Annotated in this window: 26 protein-coding genes, 5 pseudogenes and 1 riboswitch; of the genes and pseudogenes, 24 read left to right on the top strand and 7 right to left on the bottom strand. The window is 45.1% G+C overall.

All coding sequences use genetic code 11. The annotated features are described in order from the left end of the window. Positions 1-26 precede the first annotated feature (26 nt). Positions 27-123: riboswitch (TPP riboswitch) on the top strand. Between the two features lie 31 nt (positions 124-154). From thiM to NA330_RS15090, 3 genes are read left to right on the top strand one after another with little or no spacing between them, the layout of a single operon-like run. Then, positions 155-952 (top strand): hydroxyethylthiazole kinase, encoded by a 798-nt coding sequence (gene thiM, locus NA330_RS15100; protein ID WP_023242131.1) that lies wholly within the window; start codon positions 155-157, stop codon positions 950-952. Beyond that, a complete protein-coding gene (gene thiD / locus NA330_RS15095) occupies positions 939-1,739 on the top strand; it encodes a bifunctional hydroxymethylpyrimidine kinase/phosphomethylpyrimidine kinase (RefSeq protein WP_023242130.1) in 801 nt (266 codons plus the stop codon). The genes thiM and thiD overlap by 14 nt, the downstream gene beginning before the upstream one ends. Before the next feature lie 35 nt (positions 1,740-1,774). After that, a complete protein-coding gene (locus NA330_RS15090) occupies positions 1,775-2,521 on the top strand; it encodes a GntR family transcriptional regulator (RefSeq protein WP_023242129.1) in 747 nt (248 codons plus the stop codon). Here NA330_RS15090 and NA330_RS15085 read toward each other — a convergent pair. The 3 genes from NA330_RS15085 to NA330_RS15075 are packed head-to-tail and all read right to left on the bottom strand — an operon-like array spanning position 2,495 to position 5,729. Next, positions 2,495-3,460 carry a PfkB family carbohydrate kinase gene (locus NA330_RS15085; protein WP_023242128.1) on the bottom strand — a complete coding sequence of 322 codons (966 nt, stop codon included), beginning with the start codon at positions 3,458-3,460 and terminating at the stop codon, positions 2,495-2,497. The two genes, NA330_RS15090 and NA330_RS15085, sit on opposite strands and share 27 nt — an antisense overlap. Continuing rightward, on the bottom strand, positions 3,457-4,461 hold the full coding sequence (locus NA330_RS15080) for an ADP-ribosylglycohydrolase family protein (RefSeq protein WP_023242127.1): 1,005 nt from the start codon (positions 4,459-4,461) through the stop codon (positions 3,457-3,459). Before NA330_RS15080 ends, NA330_RS15085 begins: the two co-directional genes overlap by 4 nt. Then, positions 4,458-5,729, bottom strand: coding sequence for a nucleoside permease (locus NA330_RS15075; RefSeq protein WP_000858692.1), 1,272 nt, complete (start codon positions 5,727-5,729; stop codon positions 4,458-4,460). Before NA330_RS15075 ends, NA330_RS15080 begins: the two co-directional genes overlap by 4 nt. A gap of 253 nt (positions 5,730-5,982) precedes the next feature. Here NA330_RS15075 and fbaB point away from each other — a divergent pair, with 253 nt between their 5' ends. Continuing rightward, a complete protein-coding gene (gene fbaB, locus NA330_RS15070) occupies positions 5,983-7,035 on the top strand; it encodes a class I fructose-bisphosphate aldolase (protein ID WP_000129590.1) in 1,053 nt (350 codons plus the stop codon). Positions 7,036-7,087: 52 nt separating this feature from the next. On the opposite strand, the gene yegS is transcribed toward fbaB, so the two are convergent. Next, entirely contained in the window at positions 7,088-7,987 is a 900-nt protein-coding gene (gene yegS / locus NA330_RS15065) for a lipid kinase YegS (protein ID WP_023242126.1), read from the bottom strand. A gap of 564 nt (positions 7,988-8,551) precedes the next feature. Between yegS and steD the strand changes: the two genes are divergently transcribed. Together steD and NA330_RS15055 are read left to right on the top strand one after the other, a co-directional pair. Further along, entirely contained in the window at positions 8,552-8,887 is a 336-nt protein-coding gene (steD, locus tag NA330_RS15060; protein ID WP_006497691.1) for a type III secretion system effector SteD, read from the top strand. A 121-nt stretch (positions 8,888-9,008) separates the two neighbouring features. Beyond that, positions 9,009-9,425, top strand: a complete 417-nt coding sequence (locus NA330_RS15055) for a CesT family type III secretion system chaperone (RefSeq protein WP_001540404.1) — start codon at positions 9,009-9,011, stop codon at positions 9,423-9,425. Positions 9,426-9,460: 35 nt separating this feature from the next. Here the strand turns inward: NA330_RS15055 and sseK2 are convergent, their stop codons facing one another. Continuing rightward, positions 9,461-10,507 (bottom strand): type III secretion system effector arginine glycosyltransferase SseK2, encoded by a 1,047-nt coding sequence (gene sseK2, locus NA330_RS15050; RefSeq protein ID WP_077943779.1) that lies wholly within the window; start codon positions 10,505-10,507, stop codon positions 9,461-9,463. 449 nt (positions 10,508-10,956) lie between these two features. Then, entirely contained in the window at positions 10,957-12,318 is a 1,362-nt protein-coding gene (trhP, locus tag NA330_RS15045) for a prephenate-dependent tRNA uridine(34) hydroxylase TrhP (protein WP_023242124.1), read from the bottom strand. A 163-nt stretch (positions 12,319-12,481) separates the two neighbouring features. Between trhP and NA330_RS15040 the strand changes: the two genes are divergently transcribed. The 18 genes and pseudogenes from NA330_RS15040 (at position 12,482) to NA330_RS14955 (ending at position 23,132) form a co-directional block, all read left to right on the top strand. Next, the gene (locus NA330_RS15040) at positions 12,482-13,099 is read left to right on the top strand and encodes a hypothetical protein (protein ID WP_023242123.1); all 618 of its coding nucleotides are present in this window, start codon (positions 12,482-12,484) and stop codon (positions 13,097-13,099) included. Between the two features lie 24 nt (positions 13,100-13,123). Beyond that, positions 13,124-13,321, top strand: coding sequence for a hypothetical protein (locus NA330_RS15035; RefSeq protein ID WP_001805514.1), 198 nt, complete (start codon positions 13,124-13,126; stop codon positions 13,319-13,321). Positions 13,322-13,755: 434 nt separating this feature from the next. Next, the gene (locus tag NA330_RS15030; RefSeq protein ID WP_024149248.1) at positions 13,756-14,175 is read left to right on the top strand and encodes a hypothetical protein; all 420 of its coding nucleotides are present in this window, start codon (positions 13,756-13,758) and stop codon (positions 14,173-14,175) included. Positions 14,176-14,724: 549 nt separating this feature from the next. Beyond that, positions 14,725-15,168 carry a hypothetical protein gene (locus tag NA330_RS15025; protein ID WP_000646715.1) on the top strand — a complete coding sequence of 148 codons (444 nt, stop codon included), beginning with the start codon at positions 14,725-14,727 and terminating at the stop codon, positions 15,166-15,168. Between the two features lie 390 nt (positions 15,169-15,558). Further along, positions 15,559-15,934 (top strand): annotated as a pseudogene (locus NA330_RS15020) (ISAs1 family transposase); the annotation flags it as partial. 417 nt (positions 15,935-16,351) lie between these two features. Beyond that, positions 16,352-16,687: pseudogene (locus NA330_RS15015) on the top strand (RHS repeat-associated core domain-containing protein); the annotation flags it as partial. A gap of 319 nt (positions 16,688-17,006) precedes the next feature. After that, complete coding sequence (locus NA330_RS15010) at positions 17,007-17,375, top strand: hypothetical protein (protein ID WP_023216344.1); 369 nt, start codon at positions 17,007-17,009, stop codon at positions 17,373-17,375. 84 nt (positions 17,376-17,459) lie between these two features. Continuing rightward, positions 17,460-17,636: pseudogene (locus NA330_RS15005) on the top strand (RHS repeat-associated core domain-containing protein); the annotation flags it as partial. Between the two features lie 54 nt (positions 17,637-17,690). Next, positions 17,691-18,146, top strand: coding sequence for a hypothetical protein (locus tag NA330_RS15000; protein WP_181317980.1), 456 nt, complete (start codon positions 17,691-17,693; stop codon positions 18,144-18,146). Then, on the top strand, positions 18,146-18,487 hold the full coding sequence (locus NA330_RS14995) for a hypothetical protein (protein ID WP_023181949.1): 342 nt from the start codon (positions 18,146-18,148) through the stop codon (positions 18,485-18,487). Before NA330_RS15000 ends, NA330_RS14995 begins: the two co-directional genes overlap by 1 nt. 57 nt (positions 18,488-18,544) lie before the next feature. Next, positions 18,545-18,774 (top strand): annotated as a pseudogene (locus tag NA330_RS14990) (DUF6531 domain-containing protein); the annotation flags it as partial. Next, the gene (locus NA330_RS14985) at positions 18,725-18,928 is read left to right on the top strand and encodes a polymorphic toxin type 34 domain-containing protein (protein ID WP_071786064.1); all 204 of its coding nucleotides are present in this window, start codon (positions 18,725-18,727) and stop codon (positions 18,926-18,928) included. The pseudogene NA330_RS14990 and the gene NA330_RS14985, both read left to right, overlap by 50 nt. A 61-nt stretch (positions 18,929-18,989) precedes the next feature. Then, positions 18,990-19,856, top strand: coding sequence for a HEAT repeat domain-containing protein (locus NA330_RS14980; RefSeq protein ID WP_023242121.1), 867 nt, complete (start codon positions 18,990-18,992; stop codon positions 19,854-19,856). A gap of 264 nt (positions 19,857-20,120) precedes the next feature. Beyond that, the gene (locus NA330_RS14975) at positions 20,121-20,495 is read left to right on the top strand and encodes a sel1 repeat family protein (RefSeq protein ID WP_049828069.1); all 375 of its coding nucleotides are present in this window, start codon (positions 20,121-20,123) and stop codon (positions 20,493-20,495) included. A 370-nt stretch (positions 20,496-20,865) separates the two neighbouring features. Beyond that, positions 20,866-21,243, top strand: a complete 378-nt coding sequence (locus tag NA330_RS14970; protein WP_023242119.1) for a hypothetical protein — start codon at positions 20,866-20,868, stop codon at positions 21,241-21,243. A 199-nt stretch (positions 21,244-21,442) separates the two neighbouring features. After that, positions 21,443-21,940, top strand: a complete 498-nt coding sequence (locus NA330_RS14965; RefSeq protein ID WP_000037401.1) for a hypothetical protein — start codon at positions 21,443-21,445, stop codon at positions 21,938-21,940. Between the two features lie 139 nt (positions 21,941-22,079). Beyond that, positions 22,080-22,280: pseudogene (locus NA330_RS14960) on the top strand (IS1-like element transposase); the annotation flags it as partial. Between the two features lie 114 nt (positions 22,281-22,394). Next, positions 22,395-23,132, top strand: a complete 738-nt coding sequence (locus tag NA330_RS14955; protein WP_024149247.1) for a hypothetical protein — start codon at positions 22,395-22,397, stop codon at positions 23,130-23,132. Between the two features lie 130 nt (positions 23,133-23,262). Here the strand turns inward: NA330_RS14955 and NA330_RS14950 are convergent, their stop codons facing one another. After that, positions 23,263-23,982, bottom strand: coding sequence for a hypothetical protein (locus NA330_RS14950; protein ID WP_023242116.1), 720 nt, complete (start codon positions 23,980-23,982; stop codon positions 23,263-23,265). Position 23,983: the final 1 nt, after the last annotated feature.

The raw sequence follows: 23,983 nt of genomic DNA, 5'->3' as shown, positions 1-23,983 counted from the left end.
CGAAACCCCCGCTTAACACGGCGGGGCTTGACGACTCGGGGTGCCCTTCTTTGTGAAGGCTGAGAAATACCCGTACCACCTGATCTGGATAATGCCAGCGTAGGGAAGTCTGACACTGCTCGTGTCCCTTCTTCACGCGGGCAGGAGCTGAACCATGCAGCCTGACCTGCACTGCCGCACGCTTGCGGCGCATACGTTAAAACACTTTCGCGCGCTCTCCCCGCTTACGCACTGTATGACGAATGACGTTGTACAAACGTTTACCGCCAATACGCTGCTGGCGCTGGGCGCTTCACCCGCCATGGTGATTGATCCTGTCGAGGCCAGACCGTTTGCCGTCATCGCCAACGCCTTGCTGGTTAATGTCGGAACCTTAACCGCCTCACGCGCTGACGCGATGCGTGCGGCGGTAGAAAGCGCTTATGATGCCAAAACGCCGTGGACGCTTGATCCTGTCGCGGTGGGCGCGCTGGAATTTCGTCGGCGATTTTGCCTGGATCTCTTGCCCCTGCGCCCGGCGGCAATACGCGGCAACGCCTCGGAAATCCTGGCGTTATCCGGCATGGCGCTGGGCGGACGCGGCGTAGATACCACCGAGGCGGCGTTGGCCGCACTGCCTGCGGCGCAGGCGCTGGCGCGTCAGATAGACTGCATCGTTGTGGTTACCGGAGAGATAGATTACGTCACTAACGGTCAGCGCACGCTGAGCATTCCTGGCGGCGATCCGTTAATGACTCGCATTGTAGGCACCGGCTGCGCGTTGTCGGCGGTCGTCGCCGCCAGTTGCGCGTTACCGGGCGCCGCGCTGGACAATGTCGCGTCGGCCTGCTGCTGGATGAAACTGGCTGGACAGGCCGCGGCAGAGCGTAGCGAAGGACCGGGTAGCTTCATCCCGGCTTTTCTTGATGCGCTCTATCATCTGGATGTGGAGGCGGCCAATGCAACGAATTAACGCGCTGACGATTGCCGGCACCGATCCCAGCGGCGGGGCCGGTATCCAGGCGGATCTCAAGACCTTTTCCGCGCTGGGCGCGTATGGCTGTTCGGTCATCACCGCGCTGGTGGCGCAAAATACCTGTGGCGTACAGTCGGTGTACCGGATAGAGCCGGACTTTGTCGCCGCTCAACTTGATTCCGTGCTCAGCGATGTGCGCATTGATACCACAAAAATCGGGATGCTGGCGGAAACCGATATTGTCGAGGCCGTGGCGGAACGACTACAGCGCCATCATGTACGTAATGTGGTGCTGGATACGGTGATGCTGGCGAAAAGCGGCGATCCGCTGCTCTCGCCCTCTGCGATAGAAACATTACGCGTCCGGCTGTTGCCGCAGGTATCGCTGATTACGCCTAACTTGCCGGAAGCCGCAGCATTGCTGGATGCGCCCCATGCGCGTACGGAACAGGAGATGCTGGCGCAGGGGCGGGCGTTACTGGCGATGGGGTGTGAAGCGGTATTGATGAAAGGCGGGCATTTAGAGGATGCGCAAAGCCCGGACTGGCTCTTTACCCGTGAGGGCGAGCAACGTTTTAGCGCGCCGCGTGTGGACACCAAAAATACGCATGGAACGGGCTGTACGCTGTCGGCGGCGCTGGCGGCGTTACGGCCCCGGCATCGTTGTTGGGGAGAGACGGTAAACGAGGCGAAGGCATGGCTTTCGGCGGCGTTGGCGCAGGCGGACACGCTGGAAGTGGGGAAGGGCATTGGTCCGGTACATCATTTCCACGCGTGGTGGTAGTATACTGCCTACAGACCCGTCGTCAGGAAAGATAAATGGAACAAGCGCATACCCGGCTCATCGCGCAACTGAATGAACGAATTTCAGCGGCGGATAATACGCCGCTATACATGAAATTCGCCCAGACGGTAAAGGATGCCGTGCGCATCGGTATTCTTGAGCACGGTAATATTTTGCCTGGCGAACGCGATCTCAGCCAGCTTACTGGCGTCTCGCGTATCACGGTACGGAAAGCGATGCAGGCGCTGGAAGAAGAGGGGGTCGTCACGCGCGCCCGTGGCTACGGTACGCAAATCAATAATATCTTTGAATATTCCCTGAAAGAGGCGCGGGGATTTTCTCAGCAGGTTGTCTTGCGCGGCAAAAAACCGGATACGCTATGGGTTAACAAACGCGTGGTAAGTTGTCCGGATGAGGTCGCGCAGCACCTGGCGATCCCCGCAGGCAGCGACGTCTTTTTACTCAAACGCATTCGTTATGTTGATGAGGACGCGGTATCGATTGAAGAGTCCTGGGTGCCCGCGCATCTGATTCATGATGTCGACGCGATTGGCATTTCGTTGTATGACTATTTTCGTCGCCAGCACATTTACCCTCAGCGTACCCGATCCCGCGTCAGCGCCCGGATGCCGGATGATGAGTTTCAGTCGCATATTCAAATGGATGGTAAAGTGCCGGTGCTGGTGATTAAGCAGGTGGCGCTCGATCAGCAGCAGCGGCCTATTGAATACAGCATCAGTTATTGTCGTAGCGACCTATACGTTTTTGTGTGCGAGGAGTAGCGCCTCGCGCGTGGGCGCGCAGTCGCCGCCGCGATGCCCGACCACCCAGCTTGCCACCGCATTTCCCAGCAGTACGGCATCCGCGAGCGGCCAGCCTGACGCCAGTCCTGCCAGCACGCCGCCAGCATGGCTGTCGCCCGCGCCGATGGTATCCACCACGGTTGCCGGAAACGCTGGTACAACGCCGGAAGATTGCGCGCTAAAATACCACGCTCCGTCTTTATCGTGGCGCACCACCAGCGGCGCGGAAAAGCGTTTTACCCATGCTTCGCCGAAAGTGCGCGTATCGGTCGCAAGCCCGGCGCGTTCCGCAGCGATGATGGCTTCCTGGCGGTTGAGGGAGACGATGGGTCGGCAGGCCATAATGCGCGCCATTGCGTCGTCTGTAATATCACCGATTCGTGGGCCAAAATCGATAAAAGGCGTGACATCGTCGACGGTTTCCAGCCACTGGATCAGTGGTTCGCCACAGGACGAGGCCAGTTGATAACCGGACAGGTAGACAAGACTGTCCCGCGGTGTCCTGAGCTGCGACAGCCAGTCCGCATTCCACTGGTTTTCCACGCCGCTAAAAGACATAAACGTGCGTTCGCCATCCGGTTCGACTAACGCCAGACACCAGCCGTTATCCCCTTCAACCGCGTCAATCACGCTGGATAATTCCTCTTTTGCCAGACGGCGGCGAATCCTCTCCGCCCACACGCCCTGGCCCAGCGGCAGCGCATTGCTGGCGTCAATCCCCAGTCGTTTCAACGCCACGGCAATATTCAGCGCACAGCCGCCGACATTGACGCTCTGTTGTTGCAGTTCAATATCGCCTCCGCGACGCGGCAACGTCCAGGCGTCGGCAATGATATCGACCACTGCCGCGCCGATAACGGTGAGCGGACGCCGGGTATGCAGGGTCGGTAATAATGTCAGCAACCGTGCGCCGTTCATAGTGCCTCCCGCCGTTGACGATAACTCGCCAGCGCAACGGCATAGCGCGCAAAATCCAGCTGATTAACCTCGTCCAGCGTTTGCTTTAACTGGGGGTTAATGGCGCTTACCCCGTGCAACGCGCCGCAAATGGCGGTAGCCATCGCGCCGATAGTGTCGGTATCGCCGCCGAGGTTAGCGCACAGCACGGCACAGCGGTTAGGATCGGTATTCGCCAGTTCCACCATGGCGATAGCGCAGGGAACCGATTCAATGGTGCTGGTTCCCGCGCCGATGATCTGATAGAGCTGTTCGCTGGCAGATTCGACGCCGTCGGCGCGGCGGACAATGTTTAGCGCCAGTTCCAGACGTGACGATAGCGAGGCGCTAAACGTGGTAATACGCGCTGTCTGCGCCTGATGGGCGACGGCGGGGAGCGAGTCGGCAATTCTTTGCCACGTGTCGCCGTTAACCGCTCGCGAGACGGCCCAGGCGACAACCACGGCGCCAGCCACCGCCAGATCGGATTTATGCGTCGGGCTGGAGGCTAACGCTACTTCTGCTATAAAGGCTGTCAGGTTAGTTGGCGGCAACAGGCAGCCCAACGGCGAAACGCGCATGGCCGCGCCGTTAGTCACGCCGTTATTTTCCAGCGCCGCGATGGGTTTGCCGTCGCGAATCGCGTTCAGCGCAATTTTTGACGTCGGGCCGAGTACATTTTTATTGAACGCATCAAAGCGTTCCGCCCAGGCGAGGATGTTACGTCCAATAATCTCGGGATCAATGCTGCCTTCGCATTCGAGTAGCGCGTCGGCCAGGCAGAGTGCCATTGCGGTATCATCCGTAAACTCCGCGCGGTTAAAATAGCAGGCGGCATTATTCTCTTTTGGCCCGGGCAGAAAGCGGTCAATCCAGCCGAAATGCGCTTTGACGCGCGTTCTCGGCCACAGCTCAGAGGGCATTCCCATCGCATCCCCTAACGCTTGCCCGTAAAGAGCACCGAGAATACGTTCTGCTTTCATTTTACTTCCCCTTGTGTCAACGCAATATCGCGATCGTCAATAGCAGTGATCTCTTTGTCCGATTCGCGAAAGAAAATCATAAACAGTAGCGCGATGACGGCAATCATCACTGCGCCAAACGTCCACATGCCCGCCCAGTTGAATGTCAGACCGTTAACCGGTTGCGGATAAGCAAACATTTTTTCCATCATCACGCCGCCGAGACGATAGCCCAGCAGGCTGCCGAATCCCTGACAGCAGAGGGTGATAAGCCCTTGCGCAGCGGTACGCATATGAACCGGCGCTTTTTTATCGACATAAATGTAGGCGGTGACGTAGTAGAAATCGTAACTCACGCCGTGCAGCAAAATACCGAGGAACAGCAGGGCATAAGTGAAGTACGTTTCCGCGCCGCCATAGACAAAAAAGCCGTAGCGGATCGCAGCGGTAATAAGACCAAGTAATAATACCTTTTTAATACCAAAGCGCTTAGTGAAAAAGGGCAGCGCCAGCATAAAGAAGATTTCAGAGAACTGGCCGAGCGTCATCCAGCCGGTGGCGTTTTTCATTCCCACTTCCGTCAGATAGCCGTTAGCGAAGATGTAGTAGAAGGCCAGCGGCATCGCAAACAGAAAGGAACAGAAGAAGAAAACGAGAAAGTTTTTATCGCGCAGCAGGACCAGCGCATCCAGCCCCAGCATCACTTTAATATCCATCTTGCCGGTGCTTTTTGGCGGCGTGTCTGGCAGACAGAACGCAAATACGCCCAGCAACGCTGAACTTGCGGCGGTTATGAGCAGTGGAATGTTGGTGGGGGAAATATCGTTATAGCCTAACATTTGCGGCAGGAATCCACAGGCGAGGCCGGAGGCTATCCACCCAATGGTTCCCATAACGCGAATGCGTGGAAAATCGCGTTCAACGTCCGGTACGTTAGCGAAGGCAATGCTGTTTGTCAGCGCGATGGTCGGCATATAGGTCAATGAATAGGCCAGAAGCAGCGGAAAGAATCCGGCAAAGGTGGTTTGCTGCGCCGCGAAATACATCAGCACGGCGCCTGCAAACATCAGTACCGCCAGGACTTTTTGCGCCGAGAAAAAACGGTCGGTAACGGAGCCGACCAGAATCGGCGACAGGATCGCCGCAATGGCGGTACAGGCATAAGACCAGCCTATTTCACCGGCGGAAAACCCGCTTTTATTTAGCCATAGCCACAGGGGGACGAACCAGGCACCCCAGATAAACCACTCCACGAACATCATGAACGACAGTTTAAAGGTCGTTTTCATTTTTGAATCCTTCATGACAGGTAAGGTACGCCACGACAATACCATTTAATAGTACCTTTTAAATACCATTGAGCATTAATTTTGACCGATCTAACACTTTTTCGGACGTGAATCGAGTCAGCAGATAGCGCCGAAAAAATGCGCTAAAGTTGGCAAAAATGGTCGGTCAGTACCAGGCTTATTGCGACCCGCAATCTGCGGGGCAGGACTATTCACCTTCCGATACCCTATCGGAACTTACGGGAGCATAGCTATGACTGATATTGCGCAGTTGCTTGGCAAAGACGCCGACAGCCTTTTACAGCATCGTTGTATGACCATTCCTTCCGATCAGCTTTATCTACCCGGCAAGGATTACGTTGACCGGGTGATGATTGACAATAATCGTCCACCAGCCGTTCTGCGTAATATGCAGACGCTCTATAATACTGGACGCCTGGCGGGAACAGGATACCTTTCGATACTGCCCGTCGATCAGGGAGTGGAGCACTCCGCCGGCGCTTCTTTTGCGGCCAACCCGCGCTACTTTGACCCAAAAAACATTGTTGAATTGGCGATTGAGGCCGGCTGTAACTGCGTGGCCTCTACCTACGGCGTACTGGCCTCAGTTTCACGGCGCTATGCGCACCGTATTCCGTTTTTGGTCAAACTGAATCACAACGAAACATTGAGCTATCCGACAGAGTACGATCAGACCCTGTACGCCAGCGTTGAGCAGGCGTTCAATATGGGCGCCGTGGCGGTAGGCGCGACGATCTATTTCGGTTCGGAACAGTCTCGTCGCCAGATTGAAGAGATCTCCGCCGCTTTTGAGCGTGCGCATGAGCTGGGTATGGTGACCGTATTGTGGGCTTACCTGCGTAATTCTTCCTTTAAAAAAGACGGCGTTGATTACCATGTATCCGCTGACCTGACGGGGCAAGCCAACCATCTGGCCGCTACGATTGGCGCGGATATTGTGAAACAGAAAATGGCCGAGAATAATGGCGGTTATAAAGCGGTCAACTTCGGCTATACCGACGATCGCGTGTACAGCAAACTGACCAGCGATAACCCGATTGATTTGGTTCGTTACCAGTTGGCGAACTGCTATATGGGACGCGCCGGGCTTATCAACTCCGGCGGCGCGGACGGCGGTGACACTGATCTCGGCGACGCGGTTCGTACCGCGGTGATCAACAAACGAGCCGGTGGAATGGGGCTAATTCTGGGACGTAAAGCCTTTAAGAAATCGATGGCTGATGGCGTGAAGTTGATTAACGCCGTACAAGATGTCTATCTGGATAGCAAAGTCACCATCGCCTGAGTTCAACGAAGAAAAGCCGGATGTGAGCGCATCCGGCCAGCGACAGGTGTTATTAACGTAGCAACGGGCAGTCTGGCGGCAGCCGACAGCGTAATGCGCCAGGCAGCACCTCAATATGAAATTCTTGTCCGCTGAGTGGTTCGCCATCCAGATTGAACGTGATTTCATGCGGCGCATGAATATCAAACCACGCTGAGGCGCCGTCAATAATATTCGGATTGTCATCTGACTGCGTGAGTGTGGAAAACAGCGCCGGCAGCAGTTCTTCGCCGGTAAAAATCCGTAGCTGTAACAGCCCGTCGTTAATCAGCGCGGTGGGACATAATTGCTGCCCGCCGCCGGCCTGACGACCGTTGCCGATGCCGATCACCAGGGCATCTCCCTGCCAGTGAAAGTTTTCGCCACGTATTTCGCAGCGGTCAGGGGTCAGCGTATCCATTCTCATCAGACCGTGAATAAGATAGGAGACGCCGCCCAACGCGGCTTTAAGTTTTTCCGGCGTTTCGGTGGTAATGCGGGTGCCAAAACCGCCCGTCGCCATATTGATAAAACAGGTTTTATCATTGACCCTGGCCATATCAACTTCCATCGCGTTTCCGGCAATCGCCAGTTTCAGCGCTTTGTCCAGCGCTTCAGGAATACCGGCGCTGGTGGCAAAATCGTTGGCAGTGCCGAGCGGCAAAAGGCCCAGTGCAGGGGCTACGCCGTCGCGGATCTGGATGAGCGCGGTCGACACTTCATTAATGGTACCGTCTCCGCCGCCGGCAATCACCGTTTCAACGCCCAGTCTACGGGCTTCATCAACGTAACGCTGCGCGTCGCCTTTTTCCCAGGTTACCCGAACGTGAATCTGTATACCTTCGTCGCGAAGTAGAGTAATGGCCTCACGTAGCGGCTGGTTATCAGCGCTTTTGCCATTGAGGATCAGTAAGCTGGCGGGAAAGTTAGCCATCCGTTATGCCTTAATAGGTTGAACAACAATCTCCAGAAAGTGTATAGCAGAAATGAAAAAGCGAGGTCAGAACAGGATGAAAATTGAAATGTTGCGCACTTATTGCTTTACCGTTTTTCTTCCTGCTGTACGCAGCGGTAAGTGAAGCATGGTTTAAGGCAAATGGCGACAAGAGAGATGCCGGTATGCGCATTGAGTATCGCTTGTAAGAGTGCAAGGAAACCACAAGGGGTAGTCAGACGCTTTCCGATATAGCGCCTTTAATAACGAAACGGAGAATTAACAAGACGAACATACGTCAGTTATCAGTATTAATTTCAAACTTCATAATATCAGATAAAAACCTGATATTTATTACCAAACATACTTTTTAATAGCATAAAATCGAAATGTTCTTTAGACTGCTTTGGCAGGAACAAGGCGCACTATTAGCAGTACACTATTCTTGTTATCAAATAAAACCTATTTAGATGATGACTTAGCGCGGTGTCTTATAGTCGTACCGTTGCCTGAGGTATCGCTTTTATCATAAACATAAACAGGCATGTGCATGAAGAGGTTTATATGAATGTTACTTCAGGCGTGAATGCGCAAACGCCATTGCTCTCCCCTTCTGAACGGTGTAATGAAGAAATTCCGGCAGCTGAAATCGTTGAGTTTAACGCTCACGGCAATAAACCCAGATGTTTAATATGCGTGGGAACCACGGCATTGTTTACAGGTATTTTCAGTGGGGTATGCTCAGGGGCTGTCGCCAGTGTCAGTAGTGGTGCTGCATATACTACCGCTCTGACGGTTTTAGGCGCATCGTTTGGCATGGGGGGAATTGGTATGATGGGAATATGCGCCGGACTATACCTTAGCGCAAATGGCGTCAGAACCCGGCCAGCCTGGCCATAAATGAGCAAACACAGCAAGTCATAGGGAAAAGACGAATTCTGACGATGACACGGGGTGTTAAGCGTCCAGACCAGAGGCTTATGACTTATATAGAAACGCTTTAAATAGAGTATGGGGTGTTATGTATTCAAGAGCCGATCGCTTATTAAGACAGTTTTCACTAAAATTAAATACCGATTCAATTGTCTTTGACGAAAACAGATTATGCTCATTTATTATAGATAACCGTTACCGTATCTTACTAACAAGCACTAACAGTGAGTATATAATGATATACGGTTTTTGCGGAAGACCTCCGGATAATAATAATCTTGCTTTTGAATTTCTCAATGCTAATTTATGGTTTGCAGAGAATAATGGACCACATTTGTGTTATGATAATAACTCACAATCATTATTACTGGCTCTCAACTTCTCACTCAATGAAAGTTCTGTAGAGAAACTTGAATGTGAAATTGAGGTAGTTATTAGATCAATGGAGAATCTGTATCACATTTTACAGGATAAAGGAATAACTCTGGATACCGATTATACGTGACGGTGGGAAGGGTGAGTAAAACAAGGCTATCATGATTACCTCCAAGAACTGGCAGTTAAACTGCTTGTGTTCATAATGATATTTTCGTGTTTAAATTCAATGAAATCGCAAAATGCGTCATAATCTTGTATATGAGAACCGTCAAAATAATGCCTCAACCCTTTACTGAGCCAGTCATTATAGGGATCGCCATAAGGTTTACTGTGCATAATTTCGAGTCCTTTTATTAATGCTGGATGCTCGCTGCGGTTAACAGCAATAATCCCATTTTCAAGGCTAACATGATTATCTTTACGACTTACATGGATAGCGATACCATCAGGTAAATACAAAGTACCGAGTTTATCAGTAAGTAACATATCTGCATCAAGATATATGCAACCGCCGCCTGGTTGCAGATGATGACAACCAGGTTTACCAGCTTCCAGAAAAACATCGCTTCCTTTTAGCAGGAAAAGATTTCTGTAGAAGTCAAACCATAAGTGACCTTTTTCTTTATTATGAGATGAAATAAGCGTTTCCTCCGGATTGTTTTTCAAGACATCTTCCAGGCTTTTTTTTACCCCGTTAAGCAAGACCTCATCTCGTTCACTTGCTGACTGAGCTTCCAGTTTGGTGATGTTTTCTAAATAAATCGTCGTTAACTTTTTATCATACATGCTATAATTAAGGTCAGAATTGTAAATAACCTTTATGTTTCTATAATTTTGTTCCAATTTTCCCAATGCTTTTCTTTGTCCCTTGCTAAAATCGCCATCAACGAAAATACCAATAATTCTTTCTTTTTCTATTATAGCAGCATTGATAATATTATTAAGATAAGGGTTTTTCTGCGTATTGATAATGGGAATTTCGTTTTGACCAAATCTATCTGGATTGCGTTCAAACCACTGAAAAACGAGCGGCGTTTGGTGATCTAGTGGTAATAGAGGATAATCAACCCCAGCAAAACTTACATGGCCTGATGAAGGTGGACTGAGCGTAGGTGCGATGGTTTGAGTATTACTTTGACATGAAATCAAATCTCTAATCCGGGAAAACATTATTTTAATCCTTGTAAAAGCGGCATTAAAACGTGCCATATTTTTACACGCTTAAATTATCAGTTTTTAACCTTAATTTAATAACCTGGAAACTTTTTGTGTAAGTCCGCACAAAGCAGTTATTGATTTAATTCACTGATGTTAAACGTAAACGTCAGAATGCTAAGTCCTGAGTCTGACCGGATGCGGGAGGATTGTGACTTGCTGGCTGGCCATGAATAGTGGAGGTCTGTAAACCTAAGCGCCCATTTGCGCTTTGGTTAGTGTGGTCAATTTTGGATATGGCGGGAAGTACCACTTTTTTATTGATTAAACGCAAAAAATAAGCCTGCGTAAGGGAGATTACGCAGGCCAAGGAGGTGGTTCCTGGTACAGCTAGCATTTATGGGTTATGTTTTTCAGCGCGTTGAATAATACCCGCATTGAGCGAAGCGGTATGTGATCAATTTCTAAGAATCTTCCCGTCATGAAAAAATAACCGCAATTAACTACTTAGCATGGGGGTTACGCGTTGATTCGCCTGAGAAATTACGCATCAATAGTGCGTAATCCAGCGTAACGTCCTGCGGGACGGGCATCCAGACGGTATAGCCATCGCCAGGCGCCACCGGCATAGCGTCGCCTTTGGCATTCTCCATCTGTTCCAGGGTGAAATTGATATTTCCCTGCGGTGTCATCAGCTCCAGACTATCGCCAACGGAGAATTTATTCTTCACCGCCACGGCCGCCAGTTGGCCTTTACGCTCGCCGGTGAACTCGCCGACAAATTGCTGGCGTTCGGAAACGGAGTACCCGTACTCGTAATTCTGGTAATCGTCGTGCGTATGGCGACGCAGGAAACCTTCGGTATAGCCGCGATGAGCCAGACCTTCCAACGTTTCCAGCAGCGTAGGGTCGAAGGGTTTACCCGCGGCGGCGTCGTCGATGGCCTTACGGTAGACCTGCGCGGTACGGGCGCAGTAATAAAAGGATTTGGTGCGGCCTTCGATTTTCAGCGAGTGGACGCCCATTTTCGTCAGGCGCTCCACGTGGGCGATAGCGCGCAAATCTTTTGAGTTCATGATATAGGTGCCATGCTCGTCTTCGAACGCGGTCATGTATTCGCCCGGTCTTTGGGCCTCTTCTATCATAAACACTTTATCCGTCGGCGCGCCGATACCGAGCGTCGGCTCAACGTTCTGTACCGGAATCGGTTCATGCTTATGCACGATGTTGCCGACAACGTCTTCTTTTCCTTCCTGCACGTTATATTCCCAACGGCAGGCATTGGTGCAGGTGCCCTGATTCGGATCGCGTTTATTGATGTAGCCGGAAAGCAGGCAGCGGCCGGAATAGGCCATGCATAGCGCGCCGTGGACGAAAATTTCTATTTCCATATTCGGCACCTGCTGGCGAATTTCCTCAATCTCTTCCAGCGACAGCTCGCGGGAGAGAATCACACGGGTCAGCCCCATCTGCTGCCAGAATTTTACCGTCGCCCAGTTTACGGCGTTAGCCTGTACCGACAGGTGAATCGGCATTGCCGGGAAGTGCTCGCGTACCAGCATAATCAACCCTGGATCGGACATGATCAGCGCATCCGGGCCCATCTCGACGACGGGTTTCAGGTCACGGATAAAGGTTTTGAGCTTGGCGTTATGCGGGGCGATGTTCACCACCACGTAGAATTTTTTTCCGAGCGCGTGGGCTTCGTTGATACCAAGCTGCAAATTTTCGTGATTGAATTCGTTATTACGCACGCGTAAAGAGTAGCGTGGTTGGCCCGCATAGACGGCATCGGCACCGTAAGCGAAAGCGTAACGCATATTTTTCAGCGTTCCCGCCGGCGAAAGAAGTTCTGGTTTAAACATCATTTTCTCGTTCTGATGACAGGTCAGATCCGCCTCACCTGATGAGGCGGCTTGAGGAGAGTCCTCACTTTAAGGGCGGGCATTGTACGCTTACGGACAGGCCGAGTAAATATTGCGAGAGTATATTGGCGCTAATAGAACACCGGATGTTAATGGAGAGCCAATGATGAAAATGAGCCGCACGGCCATCGCGTTGAGTCTGCTGGGAATGGTCGCGCATCCCGTTTGTGCCGCTCCGTCGTTTGAAGAGACGGCAAGACAGGTGATTATCGCTTTTCAGCAGCGAGACAACGCGAAAATTAATGCCCTGATTGATAAAAAAGTTGGGATGTATGTGCTGTACCGAATTGGGGCTGGGGTTGATTATAAGTGGATGAAAAGTTTTGATATTAATAAGCCGATACCCGGTTTTAACTACCTGTTGGGGCAGGTAGGTTGGTTTTCAGAGCATATTCCTGTGGATAACGAATTTGATCACCACACGGAGGTTGAGTACGTTTGTGAAAAGGGATGGGATCACGCCGGTTTTTTTGTCAGCTATACCGGTACTAATAATGCGCTGCTGACGTTTAGCATGGTGAATGGAGCGGATAATGGGGATCAGGCGTCTGATACCCGTATAGCAAACGCCAGGCGGCTTGAGCTGCAATCAGAGCGAGTGGTGGCAGTGCCGAAAGAATGGGGTGATGGTTTGATTTTTCATCTGAGCGAGCTTCATGGCTTGGGCAAAGGGTGGAGTTTAACGCTGCTGGATTTGGTCACGGAAGATTGTAGTGCGTGAGGCATATATGTTTAATCAGGGTAAATGGCTGCTTATTTATATCTTTCTGCTATCAGGATGTTATGGCACCCCCTCAATATTCAGAATTTAAATAAAGCATTTCCTGAATATGAAACTAATTCACTAAAAAATAAAGGTGAAATCACCTCGGCAACATGCATTAAAGAAAATACAAAAGGTCATTTGACTTATTATAGCGTCAGTGATCCCGTCTTTGACTAATTTGGCTCACGTTATGTATCCACTATGGGTAATCTTTATATATTCCGAAAAAAAACACAATGATATTCTTAATGCAGATAAGAGAGTAATCTTAGGGTGTGCAGGTTTGTAAACCAGGGTATGGCGGTAGCGTTATTTTTTAACGAGATATCATCAGAGGTAGAATTAACGATCGCAGACGATACTCAGTACTAAGAGGAAATCAGGTTGAGGTTGAAAAGAAAATGATAAATACCTATTGATAAGATGGAATCCATTGAATCTACTTATTAGTAGATTTTATTATAAAAAATATATTTTTCTTGATGTTTTTTACGCATTGCGCAATAGCAAATCCTTGCCGCCCTGATGCAACTTGAATGGTTTTGTGTATAGTGTGACAATGCTGAATACTGAATTGAAACCTTCTACATATTAAATCAGGGGTTAGTGGTATGGGCGATTTTATAAAGTATCTATTTATTTTTTCTTGCTTATGGAGCGCAAATTCTTTTGCGATTACTCAAACACAATGGGATGGTAACTTTAGAGTCGAGGAACTTGGCGAGGAGTTAAATGATGGGAGTCAGGTTTTTTTACAATATAATTTAAAGATAGATAGTAAAAATAATCGTGCTTCTTTATCCATGACAACCTGGCATGCGGGGATAACATGCATTGGTGACTACTCTTTAAAAATCAATTCTGGTGTTTTGGCATTATACTATAACGGCGACGAAGAAAATGCATGTCCATATCCATCACCGCAATTTGAGATAAGCAATAAAGGAAAAGCATATTATATAAAAGGGAAAATGTTTTCATATTCTCAGCCTGGTGAGTGGTTGCCACTCAAACGTGTCACACTAAAATAATTCTATATTTCATAAATTATGATGATGAAGTTAATGATGGTATGAAATATTAATTGGATATATCGTGAACATATTTTTGTTATATGTTTTCAATGTGTATGACAAGAAAATTTGCATGAAAAGATTATATGAAACGGTTTGAAAAATGAATGAAGTTCACATAAAAGCAAGGTCATTCTGAAACGAATTTGTCAAATTTACTGAATTATATATCAATAATTCCTGACTATCGACAATAATGTAAAATCGAGTACAAACTCACGGATTTGTAGTAATTAGGGCAAAGAACAAGTCAGATAAAAAATTTCTCATTATTTATTCAAAAAGCAAGTGCAAACTGTTAGTTTGAATTTGTACTTCTTCATAGAATGTTAAATAATATTGACGTCAAACATGTTCTGCCTTTTTTTACTAAACTGAGTAAGGTAACTTTAATATTATAATTGCAATGATACAAAATCACATCAATATATAATGAGGAAAACTATATGCCCGCCGTCGCTCGACTAAACGACAATGGTATGCGTTCGACCTGGATAGAGTGTTAATATGAAAGCGAATAATGTGATTATTTTTGTGATTCTATTTTTATCCTCTGTGAGTTATTGTTTTGCTGATATGAAGATATTAAAAATAAATCAGTCCCATTATATGAGTCCTTATAATAAAGAGCCTGGGGATAGAAACTTATGCAATAAATGGGTTTTAAATGCAAGTCAGATAGAAAAAATATTTTCGTTAAGTGATAAATACAAGGAAATGAGTGATACCATGACTGGATTTTGGCTCTGGTTTCCCTGTGAAATAACGGGTGAGTTGATTTATAATAAGAAAAAATGGCATTTTTCTATTAATGCTGCTGCCACGGCAGAATGGTCCGATGGTAAGGAAACGATATACTGGGGGTGTTCCAGGGAAAAATGTGATGACATGTTTATACTTCCATACCCAGGCCGAAGTTATATAGGTGGTGGTGGTAAATTGATTTGGTGACGAGGTAGAACTTCATCCGGGTTTTAGCCTTTTAAAATGAATTAAATTTAACCTTCAGCATCATGACGAGAGTATGAAAGTATATTTTTGCACACGTCTGGATAAAGAATAAAATAACCAGGGGTCGTATATTTAGCACGTTAAATACAACTTTTTAAATACAAGTCAGTGCTGGATTTTACAGATTAATGTTGCGTTATTACTAAATTCATAAATTAATGTTTGAGTTATGGTTGTTATGATCTTTCCCTGATAGATCAGTGCCTTCAGGCAGAGGTGGCATTACCACCAACAAAAATAATGTTCATTTTTATGGGCGTAGGGGATTCACCCTTATTTAAAGATTACAAAGAAATATATTTCTCATTTAATGTTAAATAACATGTGACTCATATTGTCAGTGATGTTCCGGATGAGCTAATTGATTTTACATTTGAATGAGGGGTTAAAAAACTATGTGTGACGGTATCTTTTCGTTCAGAGAAACATAGCGGAAAGAAAGAACAGGAAATGTTGGGTGAGATATTATATAAGTTCATCGGATTTAACATCAGAAAAATTTTCTAATGCGATGAGAAATCATTGGAATGTGAGAAATAAATTGTACTGGCGTTTGGATGTGGCGATGAACGAGGATGATTGCAGGATAAGAAGGGGAAATGTCAAGAGCTTTTTTGAAATAATAAAATCGGGTGAATATGAAATTTGGGGATGTGAGATAATGAGATGGATAAGAATAAATATACTTAAATGTACGTTAGTATTTTGCCTGGCTTGTGGTTTTTCATTTGCAAAAACACCATGTACTAATATGTCTGATAAATTAAGTGCTGCACAAAGAGATTCTTTGCAAAATAATATCAAAAGACAACTAAAAACAGAACGATTAAATATACTCGAATTTTTTAAAGAGCAAAATAGTTCAATCGTCTATATAGAAACATATGGTGCCGATGAGGCGTTTATTTTTTATTCTGGAGATGAGTTTAAGGATGATTTTATCACAATATGGAGTGGTGCGGCTGAAATATCAGAGGAAAAAAATATAGAAAAATGGGTAAAAGATCATGTTCCATACATTCCAGATAGGTTGGCTCGATGTTTCGCATGGTACACAATCTATAGGCATGACTGATCTGATATTTAAGATAACTTTGTCGACGTGCGGAAATATGGTGAATAGGGAAACCTGTCGGGTGAGGAAAATCCGGCGTACCTGGAGCAGGTGATACGGCTGCCGGGGCAGCAATATGATGAGGAATCGGGGCTGTATTACAACCGGCACCGTTATTACAATCCGGAACAGGGAAGGTACATCACGCAGGATCCGATTGGGCTGATGGGAGGATGGAACCTGTACCAGTATCCACTAAATCCGATTAGCAGAAGTGACCCTTTGGGGCTGGTTAACCTTGGACAAGGTATCCCTGGGGCTAATGGTCCTACTTCGGTACATGCGAACCCTGGCCCAGAGGCCACAGATTTCGGCCTGACCATGCTCCAGATCATATTCACTTAGGGAAAAATGATGGTCCTCGTGTAAGTACCGATACATGGAAACCTCTTTCTGAAGCAGATTCAACTAAAATGACAAAGGAACAAAGCTCATTTTGTAGAAAACTATCTGATGCAAGTAAGAAAATTCTATCTGCCAGGCAGAAGATGATTTTTAAATTTGGTAAGTTATTAAGTGCTGACCTTTTACTATTACAATATATATCAATGGGGGCTGCTTGAGAAGGGTGTTTGCGTGGGGATGTGTCGATGTGTGAGATATTCGAAAGGTTAGGTGGAGAAATTCAATATACTGGTGCGGATCCTGTTTAATAAGGTGGTTTATGAACAAAATAGAGTTTATAACATTAATGTCTTTTCCAATGGAGTGGTTAGACCTTGATATGTATCCTGATTTATTGTTTTTAAAACAACTTAATGGATATGAGGTTGGTCATGAGGATAGTTCGGAACATGATCGGAATGGCGCGTTTCATTGGTGGTTAAAGAAGAAACCATCTAAAGATGAATTGATGAAATTAGTTAGGTTGGCACTTATTGATCCCGACCAATTTTTATCGGAAGATATCATTCGATATATAAAAAAGTCATCACACTTTGATCGTGATGTCGACGCTCTTATCGAAAACTTACGTGATGAAAAAACGCAGCAAACGAGGAGAGCTAGTAGAGGCTTGCATCGTGACCAGTAGGTAAAAACCTATATTATCGTGGTTATTAGAGACTATCGCAGATGTTAATCGGCGTTAATAGAAGTATTGTATAAGTTAGTAGCGTTTAATGAATGGGAAAACCTGTCGGGTGAGGAAAACCCTGAGCACCTGGAGCAGGTGATACGGCTGCCGGAGCAGCAATACGATGAGGAGTCGGGACTGTATTACAACCGGTACCGTTATTACAATCCGGAACAGGGAATATATATCACGCAGGATCCTATCGGATTAGCCGGGGGATGAAACCTTTATAAATATCCGCTGAATCCGGTCACAGATATAGATCCATTAGGATTGGAAACACTAAAATGTACTAAACCATTGCATTCACTAGGAGGTACGGGTGAAAAAAGTGGCCCTGATATATGGGGTAATCCTTTAAATCATCAATATCTTTGTGTTCCTGACGGGGAAAATGGATATGTTTGTGGTGGTCAGGATCAACGAGGAGAATGGCCAACTGATGGAATGTTAGGACCAGGAAAAGCGAGCAACGATACGAGAGAAGATGCTAGCCGGTGCGAATCGGTCGAACCAGATAATGATTGTATTGAAAGCTGCCTAAAAGAAAAACTTAAAGGAGCAAGGCCTTTTTATACCGTATTACCCGACTGGATGTTCCCGATGAAATTTGGATTGGTCAATAATTGTCAGGATTGGTCTAATGATACTTTAAAAACATGTCAGATGAAATGTTCCGGGAATAATGCAGGACGGCTTATGAGATTTATTTTAACTGGAGTGTTATAATGAAACACTTTATTAGAAGTATAAAAATGATCTGGATAACAATGTCAATCTCTATATTATGTGTTTCTTTACTTAGACTTTCTCAGTTAGATTCAAATTACGATATAAGTGAACTGAATAGTATTATGATGTATGGGATGGTAATAATATCATTTCCGACAGGAATAATATTTGCTATTGTTTTGTTTTTATTTTTATTGTCTTTTGGTTTTATTTTTACAACCATTCACAGTGAATATGTTTTGACAGTGGCAATATGGGGGTGGTTTTTATTTGGTGGATATGTTCAATGGTTTTGTTTGGTGGGGAAAATGATAAAAAACGAGGAGTATCACAAGTGATAAATACGTACATACCTTATTCCTCACATCAAATTAAATAATAAAAGGAATTGAGTGATGAGCGGAAAACCAGCGGCGCGCCAGAATGATATGACAGCAGAAGGTGGCCCGATAGTCCAGGGGCTGCGGGGGGGGGCTGATAGGCGCGCCGACAGGCGTGGCGTGCTCGGTGTGTCCGGGCGGAATGACGTCCGGCGAGGCCGGTAAACCCGCTGCCGGGGGCGAAGGTGCTGCCGGGTGAGACCGACTTCACGCTGCCCGGCCCGCTGCCGTTCATACTCACCCGCGCCTAATCAAGCTAACACAGGAATACAGAAGCTGGTTGATTCATTAATAAGTGAGCGAGGGCAAAGTACAGGTAAGAAACCTGGCCGATGTGAGATGCTCGAAGAGTTAATTGCAGATGGTAGATTTACTGCACTGGAGACAAGTACACCATGAAGGCATGGGGATGCAAACATACACGGCAATCCAAAGATAAAATTACCAAGTGATAATCGTTATGAAAGTTATTGAAAAATACAAACAAAAAAAAGAAAGAAGAGAGATTTTTCTATATGAAAAGTATAAAAACTACACAATAGAACAACTCACTCCTATTTTGTATGATAATGACCCCTTAAAAAGAAATGCTGCTATATTTTGCCTGCAAATATTAAGTGGAGACGATGTTTTTAATTTATCCATGAATCTTTGTCATTCCAGGGATAACTATAAAAAGAAAATTGGAGTTACTATTTTAAGTCAAATGACCATGTCATATGAGAAACTGCGAAAATCTTTTTGTTTTTTAGAAAACATGTTCCAACTCAATAAATCAGTCTTGATAAGAGCCTCTATTATCAATGCGTTAGGGTGTTTTTGTAAAAAAGACAAACATTTCGAAAAGGAATTTATTAATTTATGCACTAAAGTAATTCATGATAAATCGGCAAATGTTCGATGTGCAATTGCAGCAGCACTATCAAATATTAATGATAACTCGACAATACCTTTATTGCTATGTTTACTTCGTGATAATAATAGCGACGTGAAGAATTGGGCTGCATTTTCTATAAATTTCAATCAATATGACACCGAGGATATCAGAGAGGAGTTTGTGGGGATGTTATTGGATACGAATGATGATATAAGAATTGAGGTTATATCAGGTCTGGCAGAGAGAAAGGATGAACGTGTTCTGGAAACCATAATTAAAGAACTTAAGAAAGATGTGATTTTTGATGAAATTATTATTGCAGCCGGGAATGCCGGGAGTAAAGAATTACTTCCTATTCTAAATGAACTATTAAATGAATTTAGAGATGAACGTATTATAGATAAAATTAATGAATCGATAAAAAAAATAAAAGAAAATGTTTGTGAATAATAGTCTATCTGTGCTACTGCTAATGAGATATAAAATTATCTGGTGTCGAGATTACAACTGATGTCGATGGTATGATTTGCTGCAAAGGAGGAATATCATACAGGACCCGATAGGGCTTATGGAGGGATTAAACCCGTATCAACGACCACTGGAGCGCTTCAGACACCAGGAGATATAAAATAAATTTATATGATGAGGAAATAAATGCGATTTGTTATTGTATTTATAATGTTAATAGTATCATTTTACACATTTGGTGGCAAAATGACTAAGTCTAAAGACGGTAATAAATGGAGGTCGGAATCCACTTCCACCATCTATAATCTAACGGATGGGCAAAAATTCGAGCTTGAAAACAAATCGAAAGATGGAGACTCGGAAGCATCATTTCGATTATATCAATATTATTGCTTCACCATAAATAACATTGACGAACAATTAAGGTATTTGGAGATATCTGCATCTCAAGGAAATATCATAGCTCAATATAATTATGGTATTTATTTATCCAATACAAATCCAGCCTTTTCAAAGTATTATGATTTGGACAAAGCTATTTATTGGATGGGATTGGCTTCAAAAAATGGTGATATAGGTGCTCAAAACAAGCTACAAGAACTGAAAAAATTAAAGAATTAGCTATGATGTAAATATTTTTTTATTATCAATGAGTTGTGTGAATTTCAGTCAAGAGGGACGGACTGACGCCGGAGCAGATGACGGGGCAACTGGAGCCACACCATGAGCTGGAGAGAAAACTCTACCTTTGCCACTGTGACCATATTCTGATGGAAAAGTAGAGCATTGGGGGGGGATGTTGGTCCAAACAAGAAATGGATACAACTCAACCAGGGTCAATCTGGCCGGGCTCTCAAAAAATGCATTGAACTAAAATGGGGCTATTTGCAGAAGCACTGCGGATGCTGTGCTTTATGAATTGTCTACTGGTGAGAAGGTCGGCGGCAGAGAATATATTGAAAGATTTACAGCGAGCTTTAAGGGGAGAGTAATGGATAAAATTATTGCTGACTATGTGGATAAACTTAGTTCTTTTTCGGACTCTATATCAGAAACAATTGGGTCCGTTAATGAGTATTGGATTCCTGATGAGTCACCGTTGATTATGCTATTTTCGCAGATTGGTAAGTCTTTGGTAGCGATATTTTCTGAACTTGATTGTGTTAAAAAAGAGTTATTGTTTAAATATATTGAAGATGGAATAACTTCAGATAATGATGAATTAGCCACTGCCATAGCAACAGGTCTTGTTGAGGCAATAGTTACATCGACAGACGCCAATCAACATTTATGGGGGGAAATAGAGGGGTTATTGGGAGTAAAATCTAAGGAACATGCTCTGGCTTGGAGGAATTTTGGGAAATCATGATGGTATTTATTTAAATATGTAGAATCCGGTAATGACGCAAATTTAGTGATAGTGATTGATTGTCAGATACCAGCTAATGTTCTTATCGTGCCGTGCATTTTTTCTGACTTTGAAATATTGGTTTTGAAAAGGATGCCTATGCGACAGGGAATAAAATAAAATCTGATATGAAAAAAATAACTGATGCAGGTGATAATTTATGTCAAAAAAATTTTTCTCTATAATTATGGTCATATCATTCGTTGCGGCGATAACAGCTTGCCAGTCTTCTATTCCTGAATATGTCAGGAGTACCCTCAACGGGCACTCTATCCAGGATGTTTTGGTGTATATGAAGGGATTGCCTTTAGATAAAAGGTATGATTTTTATTATTATGGTACACGTGCTAAAAGACCATATCCATTATGGATGGCTGATGGTATTGCCCCTATGGGATCGAAGGCTATTCCTCTATTGAGAGACAAACTTTCCACCACAAATAGTTCTTTTGAAAAAATGACAATTATATATTTGTTATCTGTGATGTCAGTTCATGGTTGCTATGATGTTAAGTCTGACAGCGAATTGTTTTCGTTGGTTATGCAGAAGGAACGTGAATTAAATGATGATAATTATCATGATTATATTACTAATATGAACTATTTTTATGAGTTTGGAAGTTCTTTAAATAGTACAGAAAGAATAAAGTGTGAATAATGTGGTGTTTTGTAAACGAGCTCTATCCTCCGGGGCAACGTTTTGTGGGGGATACAGGGGTAATGCCTTCAATCGATAGAATTTATAGTATGTACTGTTATTTTAGGTTTTCTATGGTTACTGTTGCCATTCAGATGAAATTTATCGTCATGGTCATAGTTCTTCCCGGCACGAGCGCTTTCGTTGCCGGTCATGTAGACGCGTTTTCCAGTTGTCTTATACCTGTGAAGCCCGTAAGCCCGGCGTCAAAGAACACATTGTTGATATGGCCTTTAATGGTGCTGACGTGCGCGATACAGCAAAAACACTAAAAATTGGTATCAACACCGTCATCTGCACATCTTAATAATTGACGCTTATTTAGCAATCATATCATGAGTCTTTAATTGAAAAATACAACAATGTATGATGACAATATTTTATTATATAGTTTTCAACATATAATCCAATGTTAATGCCGACTATGAATAGTTATAGATTAACTTTTTCTTTATGTTTACTGCGTTCGGCCATATTGTTTGGCATTATTTTAACAAGTGTTGGTTGTAATAATCAAAAGAGTAAAGAATTGGTTCTTCCTGTTGATTCCACGCAGTTTGCGCAATTGGCTTGTTATTATAAGGATATTAATTCCGATGATAATGTAATGGAGTTAAAATCACCAGGTGAATATAAAGAGAAAACTAACTTATTTAATCAACAGGAAATTAAGGTGCCGGTAAAAGGTGAGAATTTTCTTTCTCCGTATATTGGTGATGGTGTTCGTTATTATGAATTAGGGTACTTTGAACATGATGGTAATACTTACAAGTTGATAATTTATAATAAAATTGGAGAGTCTGATACGTTATTGCTTAATGTACAAATAAATAGTTATGATGCAAAAGGAAACCTGGTGGATGCTTTATTGCTTAGTAGCTTTTTTGCTTATGAAGATATCGTGCGTTTTTCTGATTTTGTCATCCGCCAGGATTACACAATAAGCATTGATAGTTATGTTATATATAGGTGGTATGAAGACAGCAAAGATGGTCAGCTTGTAACTATAAAGTTTAAAGATCAGGCGCCTCAGATTTATATAAAGGAACAATATCAAATGGAAAATGGTCGGTTCAAATTGATATCCAGAAATGAAGTATCACAGGGTAAAAAAAAGAAGCGAGCGTTAAATATATCATGCTTACGACATTAATAATTGTAATGGAGGTGTTAAGTTAATATGGATAGCAGGAAAGAATGAGGAACGTTATGAGAATTATAAATAGATTGTTAATTTCAACTGAACTCAGGTTAATCATGAAATTTCAGTTTCCGCGCCAGATTTATTCAACGCGCAAATAGTGCCCGTCGGCGCGGACATTTGCGCCAAAACCGCAGTCCACAAACGTATCGGTGCTGGCATCAATGGTTTCAGAAGAAAAAGCCAGTGAAATGTCACAGTGAATATCATCGCCTTCCCGAAGCGCCACGATGGCTTTATCGTTTTCCAGCGTTACCGTTGCGGAGAACTCGCCGATATTGGGGCCGAAGTAGATCCCCATTAAACCGAACCAGTAACCCTGAAAATTAACCTGATAGCGTGATGGGGTGGGTAATGCCTTCACGTTAAGCACGTTCCAGGAGGCGCGTCCGGCATAGCGCCAGTATTCACCCGCCGCAAAAACCGGTGGCGGTAGGGCCGATAGCTTATCTTTGATAAGTTTCAGGTTGTAGATCGACTTGCTATCATTCGGCCTTAGCATTAGCCAGGCGCGGGCTTTACGCCACTCGCCTTCGTGTATCCAGGTTAGCGCCACGTTGTTGTAGGCCGTCGCGATGGCGTTGTCGTCAAGGGCGCAGCTTTCGCTCCATGCGGCCTGCTGTTCAAAAGCGTCGCGCGCTTTGGCATATTTTTGGGTCTTGTAAAGCTGTTCGCCCTGGCTGGCCAAAACTGGAATTTTTGCGCAGTCGGCCTCGATCTGCTGCTCCGTAATTTCAGCCCTGGCGGTGGCGCAGAGTAGAAGCAGGGCGCAAAGAAATAGAGATTTTCTTTGTATTATCACT

It is taken from the genome of Salmonella sp. NW722 (assembly GCF_051702785.1).
GTDB lineage: Bacteria > Pseudomonadota > Gammaproteobacteria > Enterobacterales > Enterobacteriaceae > Salmonella > Salmonella enterica.
Note: the sequence above shows the minus strand (reverse complement) of the source record. Positions and strands in the feature narration are given on the sequence as shown.

Coding starts and splice junctions, on each gene's coding strand:
- NA330_RS14980 (WP_023242121.1), top strand. CDS start 18,990: ATGAAAGTTATTGAAAAATACAAACAAAAAAAAGAAAGAAGAGAGATT.
- NA330_RS15075 (WP_000858692.1), bottom strand. CDS start 5,729: ATGAAAACGACCTTTAAACTGTCGTTCATGATGTTCGTGGAGTGGTTT.
- NA330_RS14975 (WP_049828069.1), top strand. CDS start 20,121: ATGACTAAGTCTAAAGACGGTAATAAATGGAGGTCGGAATCCACTTCC.
- NA330_RS14955 (WP_024149247.1), top strand. CDS start 22,395: ATGCCGACTATGAATAGTTATAGATTAACTTTTTCTTTATGTTTACTG.
- NA330_RS15010 (WP_023216344.1), top strand. CDS start 17,007: ATGAACAAAATAGAGTTTATAACATTAATGTCTTTTCCAATGGAGTGG.
- steD (WP_006497691.1), top strand. CDS start 8,552: ATGAATGTTACTTCAGGCGTGAATGCGCAAACGCCATTGCTCTCCCCT.
- sseK2 (WP_077943779.1), bottom strand. CDS start 10,507: ATGGCACGTTTTAATGCCGCTTTTACAAGGATTAAAATAATGTTTTCC.
- NA330_RS15040 (WP_023242123.1), top strand. CDS start 12,482: ATGATGAAAATGAGCCGCACGGCCATCGCGTTGAGTCTGCTGGGAATG.
- NA330_RS14970 (WP_023242119.1), top strand. CDS start 20,866: ATGGATAAAATTATTGCTGACTATGTGGATAAACTTAGTTCTTTTTCG.
- NA330_RS15025 (WP_000646715.1), top strand. CDS start 14,725: ATGAAAGCGAATAATGTGATTATTTTTGTGATTCTATTTTTATCCTCT.
- trhP (WP_023242124.1), bottom strand. CDS start 12,318: ATGTTTAAACCAGAACTTCTTTCGCCGGCGGGAACGCTGAAAAATATG.
- NA330_RS15080 (WP_023242127.1), bottom strand. CDS start 4,461: ATGAAAGCAGAACGTATTCTCGGTGCTCTTTACGGGCAAGCGTTAGGG.
- NA330_RS15055 (WP_001540404.1), top strand. CDS start 9,009: ATGTATTCAAGAGCCGATCGCTTATTAAGACAGTTTTCACTAAAATTA.
- yegS (WP_023242126.1), bottom strand. CDS start 7,987: ATGGCTAACTTTCCCGCCAGCTTACTGATCCTCAATGGCAAAAGCGCT.
- NA330_RS14965 (WP_000037401.1), top strand. CDS start 21,443: ATGTCAAAAAAATTTTTCTCTATAATTATGGTCATATCATTCGTTGCG.
- NA330_RS15030 (WP_024149248.1), top strand. CDS start 13,756: ATGGGCGATTTTATAAAGTATCTATTTATTTTTTCTTGCTTATGGAGC.
- fbaB (WP_000129590.1), top strand. CDS start 5,983: ATGACTGATATTGCGCAGTTGCTTGGCAAAGACGCCGACAGCCTTTTA.
- NA330_RS14995 (WP_023181949.1), top strand. CDS start 18,146: ATGAAACACTTTATTAGAAGTATAAAAATGATCTGGATAACAATGTCA.
- NA330_RS15090 (WP_023242129.1), top strand. CDS start 1,775: ATGGAACAAGCGCATACCCGGCTCATCGCGCAACTGAATGAACGAATT.
- NA330_RS15085 (WP_023242128.1), bottom strand. CDS start 3,460: ATGAACGGCGCACGGTTGCTGACATTATTACCGACCCTGCATACCCGG.
- thiD (WP_023242130.1), top strand. CDS start 939: ATGCAACGAATTAACGCGCTGACGATTGCCGGCACCGATCCCAGCGGC.
- thiM (WP_023242131.1), top strand. CDS start 155: ATGCAGCCTGACCTGCACTGCCGCACGCTTGCGGCGCATACGTTAAAA.
- NA330_RS15035 (WP_001805514.1), top strand. CDS start 13,124: ATGGCTGCTTATTTATATCTTTCTGCTATCAGGATGTTATGGCACCCC.